Annotated in this window: 16 protein-coding genes; 5 read left to right on the top strand and 11 right to left on the bottom strand. The window is 63.5% G+C overall.

Features of this window, described 5'->3' with window-relative positions; all coding sequences use genetic code 11:
• The first annotated feature begins 123 nt into the window (after window positions 1-123).
• The gene (locus tag TMPK1_RS01095; RefSeq protein ID WP_420240884.1) at window positions 124-2,049 is read left to right on the top strand and encodes an N-acyl-D-amino-acid deacylase family protein; all 1,926 of its coding nucleotides are present in this window, start codon (window positions 124-126) and stop codon (window positions 2,047-2,049) included.
• On the opposite strand, the gene TMPK1_RS01090 is transcribed toward TMPK1_RS01095, so the two are convergent.
• The 7 genes from TMPK1_RS01090 to TMPK1_RS01060 all read right to left on the bottom strand — a co-directional run bounded on the left by TMPK1_RS01090 (window position 2,050) and on the right by TMPK1_RS01060 (window position 11,157).
• A complete protein-coding gene (locus tag TMPK1_RS01090) occupies window positions 2,050-2,328 on the bottom strand; it encodes a hypothetical protein (RefSeq protein WP_420240882.1) in 279 nt (92 codons plus the stop codon). It lies immediately after the preceding gene.
• Between the two features lie 287 nt (window positions 2,329-2,615).
• On the bottom strand, window positions 2,616-4,121 hold the full coding sequence (locus TMPK1_RS01085) for a pyridoxal phosphate-dependent decarboxylase family protein (RefSeq protein WP_420245598.1): 1,506 nt from the start codon (window positions 4,119-4,121) through the stop codon (window positions 2,616-2,618).
• On the bottom strand, window positions 4,111-5,358 hold the full coding sequence (locus tag TMPK1_RS01080; RefSeq protein WP_420240881.1) for an ATP-grasp domain-containing protein: 1,248 nt from the start codon (window positions 5,356-5,358) through the stop codon (window positions 4,111-4,113). The genes TMPK1_RS01085 and TMPK1_RS01080 overlap by 11 nt, the downstream gene beginning before the upstream one ends.
• 133 nt (window positions 5,359-5,491) lie before the next feature.
• Window positions 5,492-6,775, bottom strand: coding sequence for a spinster family MFS transporter (locus tag TMPK1_RS01075; protein WP_420240880.1), 1,284 nt, complete (start codon window positions 6,773-6,775; stop codon window positions 5,492-5,494).
• Window positions 6,772-7,527: a TetR/AcrR family transcriptional regulator gene (locus TMPK1_RS01070; protein ID WP_420240879.1), complete on the bottom strand. Its 756-nt coding sequence runs from the start codon at window positions 7,525-7,527 to the stop codon at window positions 6,772-6,774. Before TMPK1_RS01070 ends, TMPK1_RS01075 begins: the two co-directional genes overlap by 4 nt.
• Before the next feature lie 124 nt (window positions 7,528-7,651).
• Window positions 7,652-9,883 (bottom strand): TonB-dependent receptor, encoded by a 2,232-nt coding sequence (locus TMPK1_RS01065; RefSeq protein WP_420240878.1) that lies wholly within the window; start codon window positions 9,881-9,883, stop codon window positions 7,652-7,654.
• 149 nt (window positions 9,884-10,032) lie between these two features.
• Window positions 10,033-11,157 (bottom strand): MFS transporter, encoded by a 1,125-nt coding sequence (locus TMPK1_RS01060; protein WP_420240877.1) that lies wholly within the window; start codon window positions 11,155-11,157, stop codon window positions 10,033-10,035.
• A 62-nt stretch (window positions 11,158-11,219) separates the two neighbouring features.
• Between TMPK1_RS01060 and TMPK1_RS01055 the strand changes: the two genes are divergently transcribed.
• A complete protein-coding gene (locus TMPK1_RS01055) occupies window positions 11,220-12,818 on the top strand; it encodes an AMP-binding protein (RefSeq protein ID WP_420240876.1) in 1,599 nt (532 codons plus the stop codon).
• A gap of 132 nt (window positions 12,819-12,950) precedes the next feature.
• Here the strand turns inward: TMPK1_RS01055 and TMPK1_RS01050 are convergent, their stop codons facing one another.
• Entirely contained in the window at window positions 12,951-13,535 is a 585-nt protein-coding gene (locus TMPK1_RS01050) for a helix-turn-helix domain-containing protein (RefSeq protein WP_420240875.1), read from the bottom strand.
• A 53-nt stretch (window positions 13,536-13,588) separates the two neighbouring features.
• On the opposite strand from TMPK1_RS01050, the gene TMPK1_RS01045 reads away from it, so the two are divergent.
• The gene (locus TMPK1_RS01045; RefSeq protein WP_420240874.1) at window positions 13,589-14,725 is read left to right on the top strand and encodes an MFS transporter; all 1,137 of its coding nucleotides are present in this window, start codon (window positions 13,589-13,591) and stop codon (window positions 14,723-14,725) included.
• On the opposite strand, the gene TMPK1_RS01040 is transcribed toward TMPK1_RS01045, so the two are convergent.
• On the bottom strand, window positions 14,722-15,096 hold the full coding sequence (locus TMPK1_RS01040) for a RidA family protein (protein WP_420240873.1): 375 nt from the start codon (window positions 15,094-15,096) through the stop codon (window positions 14,722-14,724). The two genes, TMPK1_RS01045 and TMPK1_RS01040, sit on opposite strands and share 4 nt — an antisense overlap.
• Window positions 15,093-16,544 (bottom strand): APC family permease, encoded by a 1,452-nt coding sequence (locus TMPK1_RS01035; protein ID WP_420240871.1) that lies wholly within the window; start codon window positions 16,542-16,544, stop codon window positions 15,093-15,095. The genes TMPK1_RS01040 and TMPK1_RS01035 overlap by 4 nt, the downstream gene beginning before the upstream one ends.
• A 308-nt stretch (window positions 16,545-16,852) precedes the next feature.
• Between TMPK1_RS01035 and TMPK1_RS01030 the strand changes: the two genes are divergently transcribed.
• Entirely contained in the window at window positions 16,853-17,506 is a 654-nt protein-coding gene (locus tag TMPK1_RS01030) for a glutathione S-transferase family protein (protein ID WP_420240870.1), read from the top strand.
• Window positions 17,503-17,913 (top strand): YybH family protein, encoded by a 411-nt coding sequence (locus TMPK1_RS01025; protein WP_420240869.1) that lies wholly within the window; start codon window positions 17,503-17,505, stop codon window positions 17,911-17,913. The genes TMPK1_RS01030 and TMPK1_RS01025 overlap by 4 nt, the downstream gene beginning before the upstream one ends.
• On the opposite strand, the gene hutI is transcribed toward TMPK1_RS01025, so the two are convergent.
• Entirely contained in the window at window positions 17,906-19,093 is a 1,188-nt protein-coding gene (hutI, locus tag TMPK1_RS01020) for an imidazolonepropionase (protein WP_420240868.1), read from the bottom strand. The two genes, TMPK1_RS01025 and hutI, sit on opposite strands and share 8 nt — an antisense overlap.
• Between the last annotated feature and the right edge of the window lie 53 nt (window positions 19,094-19,146).

Here is a 19,146-nt window from a genome sequence, read left to right as displayed (position 1 = left end):
GCACATACCAAAGGAACGTCTGCACCGATCGTTGAAGCCGGTCTTTATTTCGCAACAAACTTCGCTTTGCCGTCTTGCCCGATCTTTGTCAGCCTGACTCAAAATCAGGGGGCACGGGACAACATGGCAAAGCGAAATTTGGCGCTGATCGTGACGGCGATCGCGCTCGCATCCTGCACTGCGTTTGCGGCGGAGACGCCGGATCTGATTTTGCGGCACGGGACGATTCTCGACGGCAGCGGTGCACCGCGCTTTCAAGGCGACGTCGCCGTCACCGGTGGACGTATCTCGGGCATCGGCGATCTGTCGAAGCTCAAAGCCAAGCAAGAGATCGACGCGACCGGCCTGTTCGTCACGCCCGGCTTCATCAACATCCACGATCACGCGCAGATCGACGGTGTGGTGAAAGCCGAAAACATGCTGACGCAAGGCGTCACGACCGAGATCATCAATCCCGACGGCGGCGGCATCGGCGGCACCAATTCGACCGCGCTCGACCAGCAGCTCGCGCAGTTGAGCGCGCACGGGCTCGGCACCAATTTCGGCGCCTTCATCGGCTTCAACGCGGTATGGCAGAAAGTCGTCGGCGACAACGACCGTCGTCCGAGCAAAGACGAAATCGCCTATATGCAGGACATCATCGTCCGCAACCTGGAATATGGTGCGTTCGGTGTGTCGGCCGGTCTCGACTACAAGCCCGGCTATTTCGCCAAGACGCAGGAAGTGATCGAGATCGCCAGCGCGGCGCGCAAATGGCGCACCAACTTTCCCAACCACGAACGTCTGACGCCCGAGAACGGGTTGAGCTCGATGGCGGGCATGAAAGAGACGGTCGAGATTTCGGAAGCGGCCGGTCTCTATCCCGAAATCACGCACATGAAACTGCAGGGCCAGGATCAGGGCAAAACGGCAGCCTTGTTTGCGATGCTCGATGCAGCAACCGCGCGCGGTCACTACGCACCCGCTGACGCCTATCCCTATGTCGCTGGTGCGACGGGGCTTGGTGCGCTGACGATTCCCGCTTGGGGATTGGAAGGCGGTCGTTCTGCATTCCTCGAACGCGCCAAAGATCCGGTGCTGCGCAAGAAGATGGCCGACGAAGCCACCTCGACCTTGGCGCAACGGTTCAACGGCGCCGACGGAACGCTGCTGCCGACGCTGGGCAAGAAACTGTCGGCCTATATGGCCGAAGAAAAGATCGACACGTCGGGTGAAGCGATCATTCACTTGCTCGAAAAGCAGAATATGGGTGCGGTGTTCTTCTTCGGGAACGAAACCGACCTGGTGAAGATCCTGCAATATCCCGCCACCGCGATCGCATGCGATTGCGGCGCCGTCGCAGGCCGTCCGGCCGGTCATCCGCGCACCTTCGGCACCTTCCCGCGCTTCCTCGGCCGCTATGTGCGCGACCAGAAGATCATGGATTGGGAGACTGCAATCGCGAAGACGAGCGGTCTCCCGGCGGCAACGATCGGCCTCACCGATCGCGGCCTGCTGGGCGTCGGCATGGTCGCCGACATCGCCGTGTTCGATCCCGCCAAGATCATCGACAATGCGACCTACGAAAATCCCGCAGTGTTGTCGGACGGCGTGCGCTACCTGCTGGTCAACGGCGTGGTGGCGTTGAAAGACGGCGCCATCACCGACGCCAAAGCGGGCAAGCCGTTGCGCCGGACGCAGAACATGCCGACGCGCAAGCTCACCACCGGCGATCGCAGCGCATCCGGCACATTTGATCTCGCCGGCGGCAGCAAAGCCGAGCTGCAACTGTCGCAGAAGAAGAACGCCAACCGCGCCAGCGGCTCGTTCAGCCTCAGCGGTAAAAACGCGCTGACGATCAAAGAGCTGGGCGTGCTGCAAGCGGCGAAAGGCTGGATCAGCTTCAGCGGCCGCGCGCGCTTCGCCGACGGGCACGAAGAGCTCGTCACCGTGATCGTGGACTCTGCCAACCCGCTGGCACCGGCAGGGTCGACCAGCGTCACGATCGACGGCGACACGTTCCACTTCAAAGGCGCTGCGCCGAAAGCGCAGCTCCAAGTCCGGCTCTAATCAGCGGCGCGTGACCTCGAGCACGAACGGGATCACGCGCAGCTTGTTCGCGATCAGGGCGGCGAGATCATCGTCGCCGCCCTGCAGCACGATCTCGACTTCCAGCCGATCGACCGCAACGAAGCGAGCGTGGAAGCTGACCGGGACCAGGTCGCGCTTGGCGTATTCATGGACCAGGCGCGGCAGCATGCCCGGATTGGCCTCGGCCATGACGTTGAACGTGTAGAGCGGCGCCGACAGCGTTGCTGCATCGACGACCGCCAGAGATAGGGCGGACATGACATCCTCGAATGTCGAATTGCGCGGAAGAAATACGGACCCGGTCCCGCGTCAGCGGGCCGGGTAGCGAATTCGCGCAATGGCCAGGACGGGCGAAGACGCGCGCGGGCCACCGACAAGAAACACGGAAAACGAGGACATAGGGAAACTCGGAACGTGACGAGACGACGGGCGGAAGCTTAATTCCGGCCGGTAATTCGCTCGTTCAGGGTCGCGGTGGTTTCCATTTCTATGCGGGTGCCATGGGCACGCAGGCCGGTCAAGCGTTTCGGACGGCGGGCGCTACCTCAACCGGCCAAAAGCCGGTGTTTGCCTACGCGTTCCGCGCCAAACCGGAGCACCGCATCGATCATATTGTCGACGTCGCTTTGCTGCGTCCGGTGGTTGAACAGCGCCGCGCGGATCGCAAACCTTCCGTCGATCATCGTCGAGGACGGTGCCGCAATGCCGGATTCCTGGAGGTCGGCGACGATCTCTGCATTGACCTCGTCCGCCGACTCCGCGCGGTAGCGAAAACAGACGATGTTGAGTTGCGCCGGAGCCAGCAGCTCAAGTTCGGGCAGCGCGTTGATGCGCGCCTCGAGATATCGCGCCAGCGCGCAGTTTCGTGCCATCACGGCACCAAGCTGTTCGGTGCCGTAGGCCTTCAAGGTGAACCACGTCTTCAGCGCACGAAAGCCGCGCGACAGATCCGGTCCATAGTCACAGGGCCAAAACGAACCGCCCGCGAGCCCGCGTGTCTCGCGGCGCAGATACGCTGCCGGTGCTGCGAACGCGGCTCGATGACGATCGCCGTCGCGCACCAGAATATAGCCGGCGTCGTACGGAACCTGGGCCCATTTGTGGAAGTCGAATCCGATCGAGTCCGCTTCGCTGAGGCCGGCAAGACGCGGCGCAAGTTCGGACGACAACATCGCCAACGCGCCATACGCGCCGTCGACGTGAAACCACAGCCCCTGCTCGCGGCACATTGCAGCCAATGCTTGCAGATCGTCGATCGCACCGACGTCGACCGTGCCTGCCGAGCCAACCACCAGAAACGGCTCCAGCCCTTCGCGCCGGTCGGCGGCGATTGCTGCGCGCAACGCTTCGACGTCGATGCGCTGCGACCGATCGGTCGCAATCCGCCGCAACGAAGACGATCCGAAGCCAGCTAGATCCATCGCCTGTGCGACACAGCCGTGTACGGCCGACGAGCTGTAGGCGCGCAAGCCGGCGCCGCGCGCACCGATTCCGGACGCGCGCACGCCGGCGCCCAGAATTGCAGTCCGCGCAACCAGAACCGCGATCAGGTTGGCCATCGACGTGCCGGTGACGAACAGACCGCTCGCGTCCTCCGGAAAGTCAAAAATCTGCCGGACCCACTCGCCGATCTGCTGCTCGACGACGAGCGGCATGTGATCGCGACCGCCGAGATTGGCGTTCAATCCAGCCGCGAGCATGTCGGCCAGCATGCCGACCGGCGTGCCGCCGCCCTGCACCCATCCCATGAAGCCGGGATGCAAATTCCCGGATCCGTAGGGAAGAATGAAACGACGAAACTCGTCGTGAACCTGATCGAGAGATTGCGGCGCAAGCGGCAACGGCGCATGAAATCGCGCCCGAACGTCGGAGGGCGGCGGCTGCCATGTCGGCTGCGCGCGCAACGACGCCAGATGGTCGAACATGTCGTCGAGCATGCGGTGCCCTTGCGCGCGCAGCACCGACCAGTCGGCCGGATCGAGCGTACCGTCGGCGCCGAGATCCGCGCTCGACGCGCGCGCGTCGAGGCGCGGTTTCTTGTCAGGCTGCACGAGTGGCAACGCGCGCGCTGTATGTTCCGATCATCGCCACGAAGGCGTCGAACAATTTCCGCATCGCCGGGACCTTGTAGGGAAAGATCTCCGGCGAATCCATGTCGTGCACGATCGAGCAATTGTCGGTTTCGAACACCAGCAACCGCCCATCGGGAAGCTCGGCACAATCGATCGCGACATATTCGAGGCCGAGCTTCGACGCCAATTGCGCCAGCGCGTGTTCGTGACGCTTGGCAAAGCCGTCATCGAACGAATCCATCCACACCGCCTCTTCGGCGCGTTTGTCCGCGGATTCGGCCATCTCGGCGTTGAGATACCAGATCTTCCACTGATCGGAGATCGCCATGTGACACGCAAACGGCCGCCCATCGATCAGCACGATGCGGTACTTGCGGAACATGCCGTCTGCGCTTGCGTAATGGAGATAGCTCGACAGAAAGAAATGTTGTTCGTCGCGGCCTTCGAGATAGGCAACCAGGTCGGACGGCTGGTCCAGCTTGTGAAGACCGCGGCCGGCGTGGGATTCGGTCGGCCGAACGATCAGGGGGAAAGCGCCGTCGGGCAGCAGCGCGCCGAGATTGGCTCCGGTCGCCGCGAAGTCGATCAGCTGCTGACGCGTCACGCGCGCGGTCGACGGAATCCGCAAACCGTCGATTCCTTGCAGCACGTGGAACAGACGATCGCGATCCTGCCGCGCGATGTTCTGCGGCGGATTCAGCACTTTGCATGGCCACTGCTGCACCATACGTTCGATTTCTTCCAACGCCGCGGTCGCCTTGTCGGGCGACGCAACCACGACCGCAACGTCGTGCGGCGGAATCGGCTGCGGCAGCGGTAAGCCCGGCACCACATACAGCATGTAGAGTTCGATATCGCTGCCATGGAGCAGGAAGTCGATCGGCGTGTTGCCGCCGATATCGGACGCCGCGGCAATGGCAAGCACGCGCAGACGTGGGGATGCGACCTGGGACGGAATGCGGAACAGACGCCCGATCTCCAGCGCGTCGTTCTGAATCTTCAGCCCGGCCTCTTGGTTGCCGCCGAGCTGCGCCACGATCGCAAGATCCATCAGCGCGCCTGCATTGTCCGGATTGCGCGTCGCTTCTTCGATCAGGCCGTTCGCGATGCCGGTAATGTCCACGCCCATCATTGCCTGGCGCGTCAGATTGGCGACGCCGATGCGAACATGGACCGGGCTGTCGGCCGCAACCGAAGCGTCGTGTGAGTGGGACATCAGATTCCTCTATGCGAGCCCGTTGGAGCTGCAGACATTCCTCTCCAGATATTGACAAAAGGGTGAACGGACCCTGAACCCGCCCCTGGCGCAACGTCACACCCCGCCCATAGGGGCGCAAAATCGGCGGGGATCAGCCTGCCGGACGGTACCAGTCGCGATCGAGCCTGCGTGAGGCAAGCCAGAACAACAGCGAACTCAGCACGTAAAAACCAAGTCCGATCAGGAACGCGTAGCGCAGCGATTCCGCACCGTAGGACGGCTTCAGGAGGTCGGACACCCGGCCGAAGAAAAACGGACCGACGCAAAGCCCGATCATGTTGTTGATCAGCAGAAAGATCGCCGACGCGGTGCTGCGCATCGTAGCTGGTACAAGATGCTGCACCGCTGCAATGACCGGACCGAGCCAGACCAGGCTCAACGCCTGCGGCACCAGGAACAGCAGGAACGATGTCACCTGCGATGTCGACGCGATGGCGACAAAGAAAAGCGGCGCCGAGAGAAACGCCGCGGCGGCTGGGATCAGCGCGTAGGCGCTCTTTCGTGCCGCGCCGAGGCGATCGCCCAACCAGCCGCCAAGCCAAATGCCGCCGATGCCGCCCAACAAAAGGATGCTGGAATAGAAGATCGCGGCTTCGCGCAACGTCATGCCGTGACTTCGCTGGAAGAAGGTCGGCAACCAACCGATCAGGCCGTAACCCAGCAACGACCCGCTGGATGCGGCGAACGATAGAAAGAAGAAGGACGGCTTGCGGCCCACGGTACGGAGCACGTCCATGAACGGCGCCGCAGGGGCTTTGATCACCTCGTAGGCACTGCGGACCGGATCACGCACCACGAGACGAAAGATCGGCGCCAGGATCACGCCGCTCATGCCGATCACAACGAACGCGATACGCCAGTTGATTGCGGCGGCGATGAGTCCCCCGAACAACACGCCGAACGCGCTGCCGATCGGGATCGCGCAGGAATACAGCGCCAGCGCGCGTGCGCGTTGCCGCGGCGGGAAATAATCCGACAACAGCGAATAGGCAGGCGCTGCGCCACCCGCCTCGCCAACGCCAACGCCGAGACGCGCCGCGAAGATCTGCCAGTAGTTGCCGGCGATGCCGCACCCGGCGGTGAAAAGACTCCACACGCCGAACGACAAGGTAATGATCCATACACGGCTGTAGCGATCGGCGAACCAGGCAATCGGCACGGCGAGAGACGCGTAGAACAAGCCGAACGCAGTTCCGATCAGCCAGCCGAATTCCGAATCGGTTAGCTGCAGTTCTTTGATGATCGGCGCTGCCAAGATCCCCATGATCTGGCGGTCGATGAAGTTGAACATGTAGACGATGAACAGCGCAAAAAGCACCCAGCCGCGATACAGGCGCGATGGCTCTTTCGTCGCTTCCAACATCGTGCTGCTCATTTTTTTTTCGGCTTCTTTGGTTGTGGCTCACACACAGCGTGAAAGCCGGCGGCAGCATAGGCGATCATGCGCGCACGCAACGCTTCGACGTCATCGGATCTGCACAGGCCGTTCGACAGGCGATCGATACGGCCGGTGGTGCCGAGCGTCAGCGTCAGCGCGCCCGACAGATTGTGATAGGCCCAATAGAGATCGACCGGTTCAGCGTCGGGCAACGCCTTCTGCACCAGCGCGATCAAGCGCTGAATGACAGGATCGAAATACCTCACCATCACCGCCGTACCCCAAACCGGCGTCGCGTTCACCTGCGCGACGATGGCGAAATAGTTGCGCCATCCCTGCCCGCCCTTGGCGATCCAATCGAGGATCGGATTCAGGAACGCTTCGATCGCGCCTTCGACCTCGACGTTTTTGCCGACACGCTTTTCATAGGCGTCGAGCGCGTCGAGACGTTCGCTATTGATGATGGTGGCGCGACGTTCGAACACCGCGTCGAACAGACCTTGCTTGCTGTCGAAATAGTAATGCAGCAGCGCGGTGTCGACTTCGGCTTGGCGTGCAACTTCGCGGATCGTCGTGCCGTAGAAGCCGTGCTGGCCCAACAACTCTTCGGCAACGTCGAGGATGCGGGTGCGGGTCCGCTCGCTTTGCGCCGCGCGCTTGGACGCCAGCGCGCTGGCTTTGGGGGACGGACTTTTCGCGCGGGCAGCGACCTTGGCCGGGGCCCGGACAGTCTTTTTGCGTGTGGTCACGCGGTACGGCATCTCAAAAAGGGCGACGGCGGTCCAGCCCGTTTTTCCGCAGGAAAAAACGGGCCAGCAAAAAGGAAGAACGAGTTGCCGAGGCAACTCGTTCTGCGGGACCGCCGTCCGACGATCAGAATTTCAACGCCAGCGACATGGTGACGGTCTGCGGCGGGCCGTAATACGCCGTGACCGAGTTGCCGAAGAAGACGCCGGCCGAGGTCGGGAAGTTATAGCCACCGACCCGGTAGCGTTCGTCGGTGATGTTCTGCGCGTTGATGCTGATGCGCATATGCTCATCGGCCGAGGTCCAGGCTGCAGTCGTGTTGAACAGCCAGTAGCTGGGCTGGTCGAGCGCCGACGGGACTTCGAACATGTACATCTTGCTGCGATACGAGACCGTGGGCGACAGCGTGAAGTTGCTGCCGTTCCAGGCCGGCTGACGGAAGGTCAGACCGGCGCTGCCGTTCCAGCGCGGCGTGTTCTGGAACTTGCGTTCGGCTGCGAAGTCACGCGTCACCGGCGGCGTGCGCGTCAGATCCAGCGCCAGATACTGGTCGAAGGACGCGTTGACATAGCCGACCGAAAGATTGGCGGTCAGCTGCGGTCCCAACACTGCAACCGCTTCAAGTTCGGCACCTTCGATGGTCGACTTGCCCGCATTGATCACCTGGCTGGCGATCGACGCGCCGACCGGCGTCTGCAACGTCACCTGCTGGTCTTTGTACGACGAGTGGAACAAAGCTGCGTTCACCGTCAAACGGCGATCGAGGAAGTTGCCCTTCACGCCGACTTCGTAGGTGTCGACGGTTTCCGGCGCGTAGCCGTTGACCGAGTTCGGCGTCAGCACGACGTCGGCACGCATGTCAAAGCCGCCCGACTTGAATCCACGGCTGAACGACGCGTAGGTCGTGATGTCCGGCGTCACCTTGTAACTGACGCTGGCGTGCGGCGTGAACTTCGAGAAGTCTTTGCTGTTGGTGAAGTTCGACCGCAGCAGACCCGGGATCGCCGCGTTGTTGCCGAACAGGGGGCTGCGCAGGCCGGTGAAGTTCTGGCGATAGACGCTGCCCGTCTTTTCGTCGCGCGTGTAGCGGCCGCCCAGTTCGAGCGACAGCTGTTCGGTCACCGCGTAGCTGAAATTGGCGAAGCCGGCATAGCTGGTCGTATCGACAAAACCCGCCGTCGCGGTGGTGGTGGCGATCTGCGACACGACCGTGTCAAAGGCGCCAGCCGCCGTGCCGTTCATGTAGTAAAAGCCGGCAACGCCAGTCAGCTTGCCGAGATTCACGACCGCCTGCAGTTCCTGGCTGAACTGGTGATCGTTGTATTTCGCCGGCACGTCGAGAATTGCCGCGGGCAGATTGTCGAAATCGATCGTGCCTTCGGTGTGGCCGCTGCGATAGGCGGTGATCGACTTGAAGGTCAACGCGTCGGTCGCGGCATATTCGGCCAGCAACGACACGCCCTGCGTGATCACGCTGTTCTCGTCGCCCGAACCGGCGCGCGTCGCGTAGACGTCGGACAGAACTTCACCGCCCGCAATCGGCTTGCCCAGAATGTCGAGCGCCTGCACTTCGCGGTGGCCGTGACGCGGGCGCGACATGTCGTGCATCCAGTCGGCCGAGGCGCGAATGAAGATCTTGTCGGTGGGCGTGAACTCAAGCGCAACGCGGCCGGCCGCGTTGTCTTTGTTGTAGTGCTGCGCACCGGTCGTCAGGTTGCGGCCATAACCGTCGTGATCGTTCTTGGCGATCGCGATGCTGAGTCCGACATTGCCTTGGCGCGTTTTGAACGAACCGAATTCATCGTGCTCGCCATAGCTGCCGATCGTGAACTTGCCTTCGACTTCGGTGCCCGGCCCGATCTTTTTGGTGACGTATTTGACTGCACCGCCAATCGTGTTGCGGCCATACAGCGTGCCTTGCGGGCCGCGCAGCACTTCGATCCGGTCGAGGTCGAAAATATCCAGCACCGCGCCTTGCGGGCGGGCGATATAGACGTCGTCGACATACAGGCCAACGCCGGGTTCGAAGCCCCACAACGGATCCTGCTGGCCGACGCCGCGGATGAAACCGATCACGGTCGAATTGGTGCCGCGTGCGACCTGCATCGTCAGGTTGGGCGTCGACTGCTGCAGCGCAGTGATGTCGGTCGCGCCAAGCTGGTCCAGCTTCGCGGCGCTGAAAGCGCTGACGGCCACCGGCACGTCTTTCAGCGTTTCTTCGCGGCGGCGTGCGGTGACGATGATCTCGTCGGAATTGTTGACCTGCGCGCTTGCCTCGCTCCAGGCGGTCGTCAGCGCGGCAAAAGTCACGGATGCGCAAAGCAGCCGGCGCAAACGCCGGCTCGACACGAGCTGCATGATGTTTCCTCCCAGCGTTCCGGCTGTTTGGCGCCGGTAACGGCCGGGACGCTCCTCTACTCGCCTTGCCCTGTCAACGTTCATTCATCAGTGAATGAATCAGAAAAGCAGAGGTGTTGCAGGCCGGGCACGCCCCGGCCGCCTGCGGCCTAGTGTTTGGCCAAATCCTTGGCGGCGCCTGACCCGATCGCGAGTGCGCCTGCCGCGACGCACAAGGCGCAGGCGAACCAGAAGACCCGCGCAAGCTGGCCCGATGATTCGAGAATCACCGCCGCCACCGCCGGCCCGCTTGCCAGCCCCGCGAATTGCAGCGCGATCGCGAACGCCATGACTCGTCCGCTGCGATCGAGCGCGGCGATGGTCCCGAAATAGAACGGCAAGGTGAACACATAGGCGATCATCAGTAGCATCGTGATCGGCGCGAAGCTCGTCGCGGTGACGCCGTCGGCAAAGACCGCAATCACCACCGCAAGCCCGATCGTGCCGACTAGCAGCGCCGCCTGTCGCGGCACGCGCGTGGTGAGCCACGACACACCGAGCCCGGTCGCGATGCCGGCAACGGTGGCAAGCGCCAGAACTTGCGACGACTGGTCGAACGACAGTCCCGCCTTGGTTGCCGCAAGGGTGACGAACGACCAGACGGTGCTGATCGCGGCGAAGAAGAACAAGGTGCAGAGGCACGCCAGCACGACGCCGCGCGAAATCTGCAGGCGCGGCGCCGCGGCAGCAGTCGCTGCAACCGGCACCGGCAAGGCGCGCAGCAGCAACAAGGAGGGCAGCGCGACCACCGCCAGCAAAAGGAAAATGCCGCCGGTGCCGTACGCCATGCTGCGCGGAAAGACGCGCAGCAGAACCGCGCTGGCGGCCAGGTTGCACGCGACCGACACGGCGAAATACCGCGCAGCCGAGGTCAGCGACGCGGCCATCGCCGCCATCGACGCGATCGCCGCCCCCTCGCCCGCACCCGCAAGCACGCGCAACGTCACGAGCAGCGACAAAGACGGCAGCGCTGCGCTCGCCACGTCGAGCACGAGAAAGGCGACGACGCTGATCGCGGCCACACGACGGAACGCGACGCGCGCGCCAAGCCATGCGACCAGTGCGGCGGCGACCATCATGCCGGCCAGCTCGCCCGAAATGACCCAGGCAGCCGTCGCACCCTCGTAGCGACCGGATGCCACCAACGCGCCCAGCACGCCGGGAAATACGATCGACGGTGCGGCGGCGCCAATGCCGAGCGCCAGCAACGCAACAAAGCCAAGGCGGGCGTTCATGCGGCGCAGCCTCCATGCCGAAGCCGTTTGATGCAAGCCATGGCCGCGCATAGGCTCATTCCATGCAGCTCGACGATCTTCCGCAGACGCAGGCCAATTACGTTCCGCTGTCGCCGCTGTCGCTGTTGCGGCGGACCGCATCGGTGCATCCCGAACGAATCGCGGTCCGGCACGGCGCCATCACCTATGACTATGCGACGTTGGAACGGCGCTGCATCGCGCTTGCAGCCGCGCTCAACGCGGCGGGGATCGGTCAAGGCGACGTCGTGTCGATCATCGCTGCCAACACGCCGGCCCATCTCGAAGCGCATTTCGGCGTCGCGATGGCGGGCGCGGTGCTGCATTCGGTCAATATCCGGCTGGGTGCACGCGAAATCGACTATCAGCTCCGTCACGCACAGACGGCATTGTTGCTGGTCGACGACGAATTCGCCACCACCGTCGCGCCAATCGTTGGCGACATTCCGATCGTGCGCATTCGCGACGCCGCGGTGCCTGCGGTCGAGGACGGTGCGCGCGACTACGAATCCTTCCTCGCCAGCGGCGACAAAGCGTTCGTGCCGCGCCAGGGGCCGGACTCGGAATGGGATGCGATCACGCTCAACTACACGTCGGGAACCACCGGCAATCCCAAAGGCGTCGTCTATCACCATCGCGGCGCCTATCTGAACGCAGTCGCGAACGTGCTGGCCGCGTCGTTGGGACAGCATCCGGTCTATCTCTGGACCTTGCCGATGTTTCATTGCAACGGCTGGTGCTTTCCCTGGACGGTAACGGCGCTGGCCGGCACGCATGTCTGTCTGCGCAAACCCGATCCGCAGATGATCCGCACCGCGATCGAACAAAACCACGTGACGTTGTTCTGTGCCGCACCGACTGTGCTGACGATGTTGCTGGCCGCGTCGAACGGCGTTGCGCTGGGGCGCGACGTGCGCGTGCTGACCGCGGGCGCACCACCGCCGGCCGCAGTGATCGCGGGCTGTCAGTCGATCGGGCTCGACGTCACGCATGTCTATGGTCTGACCGAAGTCTACGGCCCCTGCGTCGTCAGCGAATGGAAAGACGCGTTCAACCAGGAAGCGCCGGCCGACCAGGCGCGACGCAAAGCACGACAAGGCGTGCGCTATCACCTGCAGGAAGATCTCGCGGTGCTGGATCCCGAGACGATGCAGCCGGTACCCGCCGACGGAACCACGATCGGCGAAGTGATGCTGCGCGGAAACATCGTGATGCGCGGCTATTACAAAGACACGGAAGCAACCGAACGCGCCTTCCGCGGCGGCTGGTTCCACACCGGCGATCTGGCTGTGTGTCATCCCGATAGCTACGTCGAGATCAAAGACCGGTCGAAAGACATCGTGATTTCGGGCGGCGAAAATATTTCGTCGATCGAAGTCGAGAATGCGTTGTTCGATCATCCCGCCGTGCTGGAAGCGGCGGTGGTCGCGCGGCCGGACGCGAAATGGGGCGAGACGCCTTGCGCCTTCGTCACGCTCAAACCCGGCCGCGACGTAACCGCGGACGAGCTGATCGACTTCTGCCGCACGCGCATCGCTGCGTTCAAAGTGCCGCGCACCATCATCTTCGGCGCGTTGCCGAAGACCTCAACCGGAAAAGTCAAAAAGTTCGAACTGCGCGAGCGCGCGCGTGCGTTGACATAAGTCCCCTCTCCTCGAAGGAGAGGGAGGGACCCGCGCGCACAGCGCGTGGGAGGGTGAGGATTACGCGCTCTCACCCATCGCGCACAACGAACCCTCACCCTAGCCCTCTCCCTCGGGGAGAGGGGACATGAGTCAATGCACGAACCCATCCGGCAGCGCGGTTTCGGTCAGGCGCGCGAACGAGCCGTCGGATAGTTGGAAGCGCACCCAGCGCATCTTGCCGCTGAAGATCGGCACTTCGTCGGAGCGGTTTTCGCGCGTGTAGAGTTCGATTGCATCGGGCGCAGGTTCGAACCAGCCGGTCGACGCAAGCTGCGCTTCGGCGGCGATGATTTCTTCGCTGGCATAGCGCCACAGCGAAACGCCCAGCAGCTCGCGCCCCGGCACGCGCCAGTCGGCTTCGATCCGGTCCGAATAAGCCAGCAGCTTGTGCGTCAAGTCGCAGACCAGATGCATGCGCCCGCTCGCAGCGCGCACCAGACGCGCCAGCTCGCGATCGGCGGCGCTGTCCAGCCGCGCCTGCAACAGCAAACGGATTGCCGCCTGCTCGTCGGGCATCGGCGCCTGCACGCCGCTCTCCCAGCGCGAGATGGTTGCCTGGCTGACGCCGAGCAATTCGGCGGCATGGTTCTGTTTGACCCGGCGCAGATTGCGCCAGGTGCGCAGCGACCGTCCCAGCTGGGCCGCATCGCTGCAGAGGATCAGGTCCTGGGGCATGGCGTATTTCTTATGCGTGCCTTCTCTGCCCGTCCCATGCCAAAAGCGCATCGATGAACAGCGATTGGATTCGCATCGGGCTTCTCTACGTCGTCGGCGTCATCGCGGCGTCGCAGCTGGGAAAAATGTCGGCGCTGGTCCCGTTGATCGACCGCGAGCTGACTTTGGGCCTGACCGTCGCGGCACTGCTCGTGTCGCTGCTGGAAATCGGCGGCGCCAGCCTGGGCGTGGTCGCGGGCATGTTGCTGCACCGGATCGGCGAGCGGCGATCGGTCCTGCTCGGTCTCGGCTGTTTCGTGGCGGCCGGCATCGGTGCTGCCTTCGCGCACGACGTTGCGATGCTGCTGGCGTGGCGTGTCCTGGAAGCAGCGGGCTATCTCGCCGTCGTCATCGCAGCACCGCCCTTGATCAGCCGCACCGCCGGACCGGCACGCCGCGGCGTTGCGCTCGCTTTGTGGAGCAGCTTCGTCCCGGTCGGTCTGGCGCTGGGCGCGATGCTCGCGGGCGCCGCGGCCGATTTGTCGTCGTGGCGCGTCGCCTCGTTCGGCGGCGGCGTCATCGCCGCAATCGCGCTGCTCGCTTTGTTGCTGTTGCTGGGCGACGTGCATCCCGACGAAGCCAGCATGCGTGCGCGCGCACGGCCGAACGCACGCACCTGGTTGCTGGCAGCTGGGTTCGGCGCTTACACGCTGTTCGAAGTTGGCCTGCTGGCGTTGCTGCCGAGCTTTCTCGTCGAACAAACCGGCGCGTCACCGTCATTGGCCGGGCTTGGCACCGGCATCGCGTCGCTTGCGACGTTGGGCGGTGCGCTGGTCGCGGCCTGGCACAATCACCGGCCGCGCGACGCCACGTGGATGTTGACCGTATCGTTGTTGTTGCCGGCAGCATTGCTGTTCGCGGTATTCCGCGATCACCCCGATTATCTGTCGGTCGTGATCGCAGCGATCGTGTTGAACGCCGTGTCGGGAATTCTGCCCGGCCTTGCCTTTGCGATGCAGCCGCGCGTCGCCGGTGACAACATGGCGATCGCCAACGGGCTGTTCACGCAATTCGGTGCCGGCGGATCGTTACTCGGCCCGCCAGTGATGGCGGCCTGCGTCGGTGCAGGTGGCTGGATCGGCGCCGCAATCTGCGGCGCCGTCTTCTCAGCAATCAGTCTCGCGCTGCTTCTGCGCGTTGGTCGCGACTAGCCTTTATAGGCAACCAGTTCGATTTCGACTTTCGCGTCTTTCGGCAGGCGCGCGACCTGCACCGTCGAACGCGCGGGCTTGTGACCGGCGAACGCCTTTTCGAAGATCGCGTTCATGCGCGCGAAATCGTTGAAGTCGGACAGGAACACCGTCGTCTTGACCACGTTCGCGAAGGTCACGCCGGCTGCGTGCAACACCGCGTCGAGATTCTGGAAGACCTGCGTCGTCTGCACCTCGATGTCGCCGTCGAGAAAGCTTCCATCCGGCTTCAAGGCCACTTGGCCCGCGGTATAAACCCAACCGCCTGCTTCAATCGCCTGCGCGTATGGGCCGACAGCCGCCGGAGCTTTGTCTGTATGGATCGATTTCATTCTGCTGCACCTTCACCAAGAGCTGCCGTGATGCGTTCGCTGTCGCGCGCGCTCGCATTGCGCCGGCTGTAGAGGAAGTACACGGCCATACCGATGGCGAGCCAGATCAGCAAGCGAGCCCAGGTCGCCCCCGAGAGACCCAGCATCATCACGCCGCAGACGAGAATGCCGAGGATCGGCACCAGCGGCACAAACGGCGTGCGGTAGGGACGCGGCAATTCGGGCCGTGTCTTGCGCAACACCATGACGCCGACGCAGACGATCACGAAGGCGAGCAAGGTGCCGATCGACACCATGTTGCCCAAGGTCGAGATCGGCAGGAAGCCGGCGAAAATGCTGACGAACACCATCACGAACATGTTGGCGCGCCAGGGCGTGCGCCATTCGGGATGAATGTCCGAGAAAAAGCGCGGCAGCAGACCGTCGACTGACATCGAGCGGAAGACGCGCGACTGGCCCAGCAGCATCACCAGAATGACGGTCGAGAAACCGCCGATGATGCCGACCTTGACCAGGATCTGCAGGATCGGGAACGGCGTCATGTTGATCGCGGTCGCAACCGGATGCGCGTCGCCCTGCATGACTTTGTAATTGACCATGCCGGTCAGCACGAGCGCGAAGCCGACATAGAGAATGGTGCAAACGACCAGGGTGCCGAGAATGCCGATCGGCATCGACCGTTGCGGGTCTTTGGCTTCTTGCGATGCTGTCGACACCGCGTCGAACCCGACATAGGCGAAGAACAGAATGCCGGCGGCGCGCAGAATGCCGCTCCAGCCGAAGTGACCGAACTCGCCGGTATTCTCCGGGATGAAGGGCACGTAGTTGGCGGGGTCGATGAAGAACACGCCGACGCAAATCGTCGCCAGCACGATCGTCACCTTCACCGCGACGATCACCATGTTCAGTTTGCTCGACTGCGAAATGCCGCGCATCAGCACCAGCGACAACACGCAAGTGATAAAGATCGCGCCGAGATCGATCACCAGCGGCGTGTCGCCAATCATGCCGAGCGGTATTTGCAGCGGCATGTTGAGGCCAAAGTTTTTCGCCAGGTCGGTGACGTAGGACGACCAACTGACCGCGACGCTGGCCGCGCCGAGCGCATATTCCAGCACCAGGGTCCAGCCGATCACCCAGGCAACCAGCTCGCCCAGGGTTGCGTGCGCGTAGGTGTAGGCACTGCCCGACACCGGCAGCATCGACGCGAATTCGGCGTAGCACATGCCGGCGAAGGCACAGCCCAACGCTGCGATCAAAAACGACAGAACGATCGCGGGTCCGGCATTCTCCGCAGCGGCAATGCCGGTGACGGAAAACAGGCCGGCGCCGATCACGGCGCCAACGCCAAGCCCGATCAAATTCCACGGACCCAGCACGCGCTTCAGCTTGTGCGTGCCCGCTTCGTTGGCGGCCATGATGCGCTCGAGGCTTTTCGCCTTGAGCATTGGCCGCCGAGATTCATGTGCCAAAGGCCTCTCCCTGATCCGGGCATTCGCCCCGTGTTTCCCAGGGGGACTGCATAGGCTGCCGCGGGGCTTCAATGAAGAGCCAAGCGTCGCGCGGCAGATTCGGCCACGGACCGGTGCGCCAGACGGTCAGGTCGGGATCGTTTGCGGCCCGGATCGGCAGATTCCTGTCCGTCCCTACGGCTGAAAATATTTCCGGCGGCTGAGTCTCTTTCGCGCCCCCTCGTACGTCCTTGGGTCAGAAGCCGCGGCGACGCTGCGGCAGGACCCGCTCGGAGCCAGCAAGCATGAACGGAATGACAGGGTCGGGTGCGCCAATCGAGATCTACGGCATCTCGGCCAGCAACTTTGTGCGCGCGGTGCGCATCGTGTGCGAGGAGAAGCAGCTCGCCTACACGCTGCACCAGGTATTTCCGCACGCACCGGAAGTCACCGCCATCCATCCGTTCGGGAAAATCCCGGTGATGCGGCACGGCGACGTCGAACTCGGCGAGTCGAAAGCGATCGCCACCTATCTCGAACGCACCTTCCCGCAGGCGCCGCTCTTCCCCGCCGACACGCGCGGGCTGGCGCAGATGGAACAGTGGTTCTCGCTGATCAACACCGTCATCGACCGTGCACTGATCCGCGAATACGCGCTGGAATATGTGTTCGCCAGGTTGGAAAAACGCGAGCCCAACCAGATCCGCATCGATGCGGCGGTTCCGGCGATGCAAAAGCAGATCGAGCTTCTCGAAGGCGCGGTCGCCGACACGGGTCATCTGGTCGGCAACAACTTCACTTTTGCCGACGCAATTCTGCTGGCCAGCCTGGCGCCCCTGTACCATTTGCCCGAAAGCGCCGCAGCCTTGGCAGACGCACCCAATTTGCGCGCCTATTTTACGCGCCACAGTGAACGACCGAGCTTCGTGGCAACGACGCCGGATTCGCTGCCGTCATGATCGAGACTCTGTTCGAACGATATGCGCGCGCCGTCCGCGCCAAAGATGCAGCGTCGTTCCTGGCGCTCTATGCCGACGAGGCGCGCGTGTTCGATCTTTGGGATCGCTGGTCGTATGACGGCGTCGCCGCGCGGCGGCGCAGCATCGAAGACTGGTTCGGCTCGCTGGGCGACGAGACGGTCGAGGTCCGGTTCGACGAGGTGCGCATCACCAGCAACGGCGACATTGCGGTTGCGCATGCCTTCACCAGCTTCACCGCCTATGCCAGCGACGGCACCGCGCTGCGCAGCATGCAGAACCGGTTGAGCTGGGGTTTGCAGCGTCGCGACGACGGCTGGCGCATCATCCACGAACACACGTCGGCGCCGCTGATCGGCGAAACGATGGAGGTGCAGCTGGTCAGGTAGCCGTGCCGCCGATCCAGCGCCGCGTCGCGCGTGTGAGGCCGAGCCAGTAGGCAAGCTCGGCCGGACGATCGATCTCCCACGCGACCAGATCGGCGCGCTTGCCCGCTGCGATCGTGCCGATCTCGTGCGCCATCCCCAGCGCGGCCGCGGCGTTGCGCGTTACGCCCGCCAGCGCTTCGGACGGCGTCAGGCCGAAGCGCACGCAGGCGAAGTTCATCGCCAGCGGCAAAGACAGCATCGGCGACGAACCCGGATTGCAGTCGGTCGCGACCGCCATCGCCACCTTGGCGCGGCGGAATTCGTCGATCGGCGGCAGTTTGGTTTCGCGCAGCGTATGGAACGCGCCCGGCAGCAACACGGCCACCGTGCCGCTGCGCGCCATCGCGGCGACGCCGTCGGCGCCGGTATGTTCGACATGGTCGGCCGACAGCGCACCGAACGACGCTGCCAGTGCCGCGCCCTTCCCGTCGCTCAACTGATCGGCATGCAGCTTGACAGGTAGGCCCAGCGCCTTGGCCTTGCGGAACAGTGCGGTCACTTCGTCGGTGTTGAAGGCGATGGTTTCGAGAAATGCATCGACCTGATCGACCAGCCCCTCCGCATGCGCGGCGGGCAGAACGATTTCGACCATGTCGCGCACATAGGTTTCGCGTGCGACGTCGGGCGGCAGTGCGTGCAGGCCCAGAAAACTGCGCACGACCCGCGCGCCCTGCAGTTCGCCCGCAACGCGCAACATGCGCAGCTCGGTTGTGTGGTCGAGCCCGTAGCCGCTTTTGATTTCGACGGTCGTGACGCCGCCCGCGATCAACGCGTCGAGGCGCGTCTGCGCACTGGAACGTAGCTCATCGTCGCTAGCTGCACGCGTTGCCGCCACCGTGCTGCGAATGCCGCCGCCGCGTTTGGCGATCGACTCGTAGCTTTCCCCGTCGAGGCGCGCTTCCCATTCGCCGACGCGCGTGCCGCCAAAGACGAGATGCGTGTGGCAATCGATCAAGCCCGGCGTCACCCACTGTCCGTCGAGCCGTTCGGTCGTGGCAACCTGCGGCGCGTCGCGGCGCGGACCGACCCAGACGATCCGCCCCTGCGCGATCGCGATCGCGGCATCCGTGATTTCGCCGACTCCAGGACCGTCCATGGTCGCGACGTTGCAGTCGGTCAGAAGCAGATCGATTGCGGTCATCAGATTCCCGGCTTGCAGAGTCGCAAGCTACCGAGTTAGACAAGCTTAGACAA

Source organism: Roseiterribacter gracilis (genome assembly GCA_018332375.1).
In the GTDB taxonomy this organism is placed as follows: Bacteria; Pseudomonadota; Alphaproteobacteria; order BOG-932; family Roseiterribacteraceae; genus Roseiterribacter; species Roseiterribacter gracilis.
Note: the sequence above shows the minus strand (reverse complement) of the source record. Positions and strands in the feature narration are given on the sequence as shown.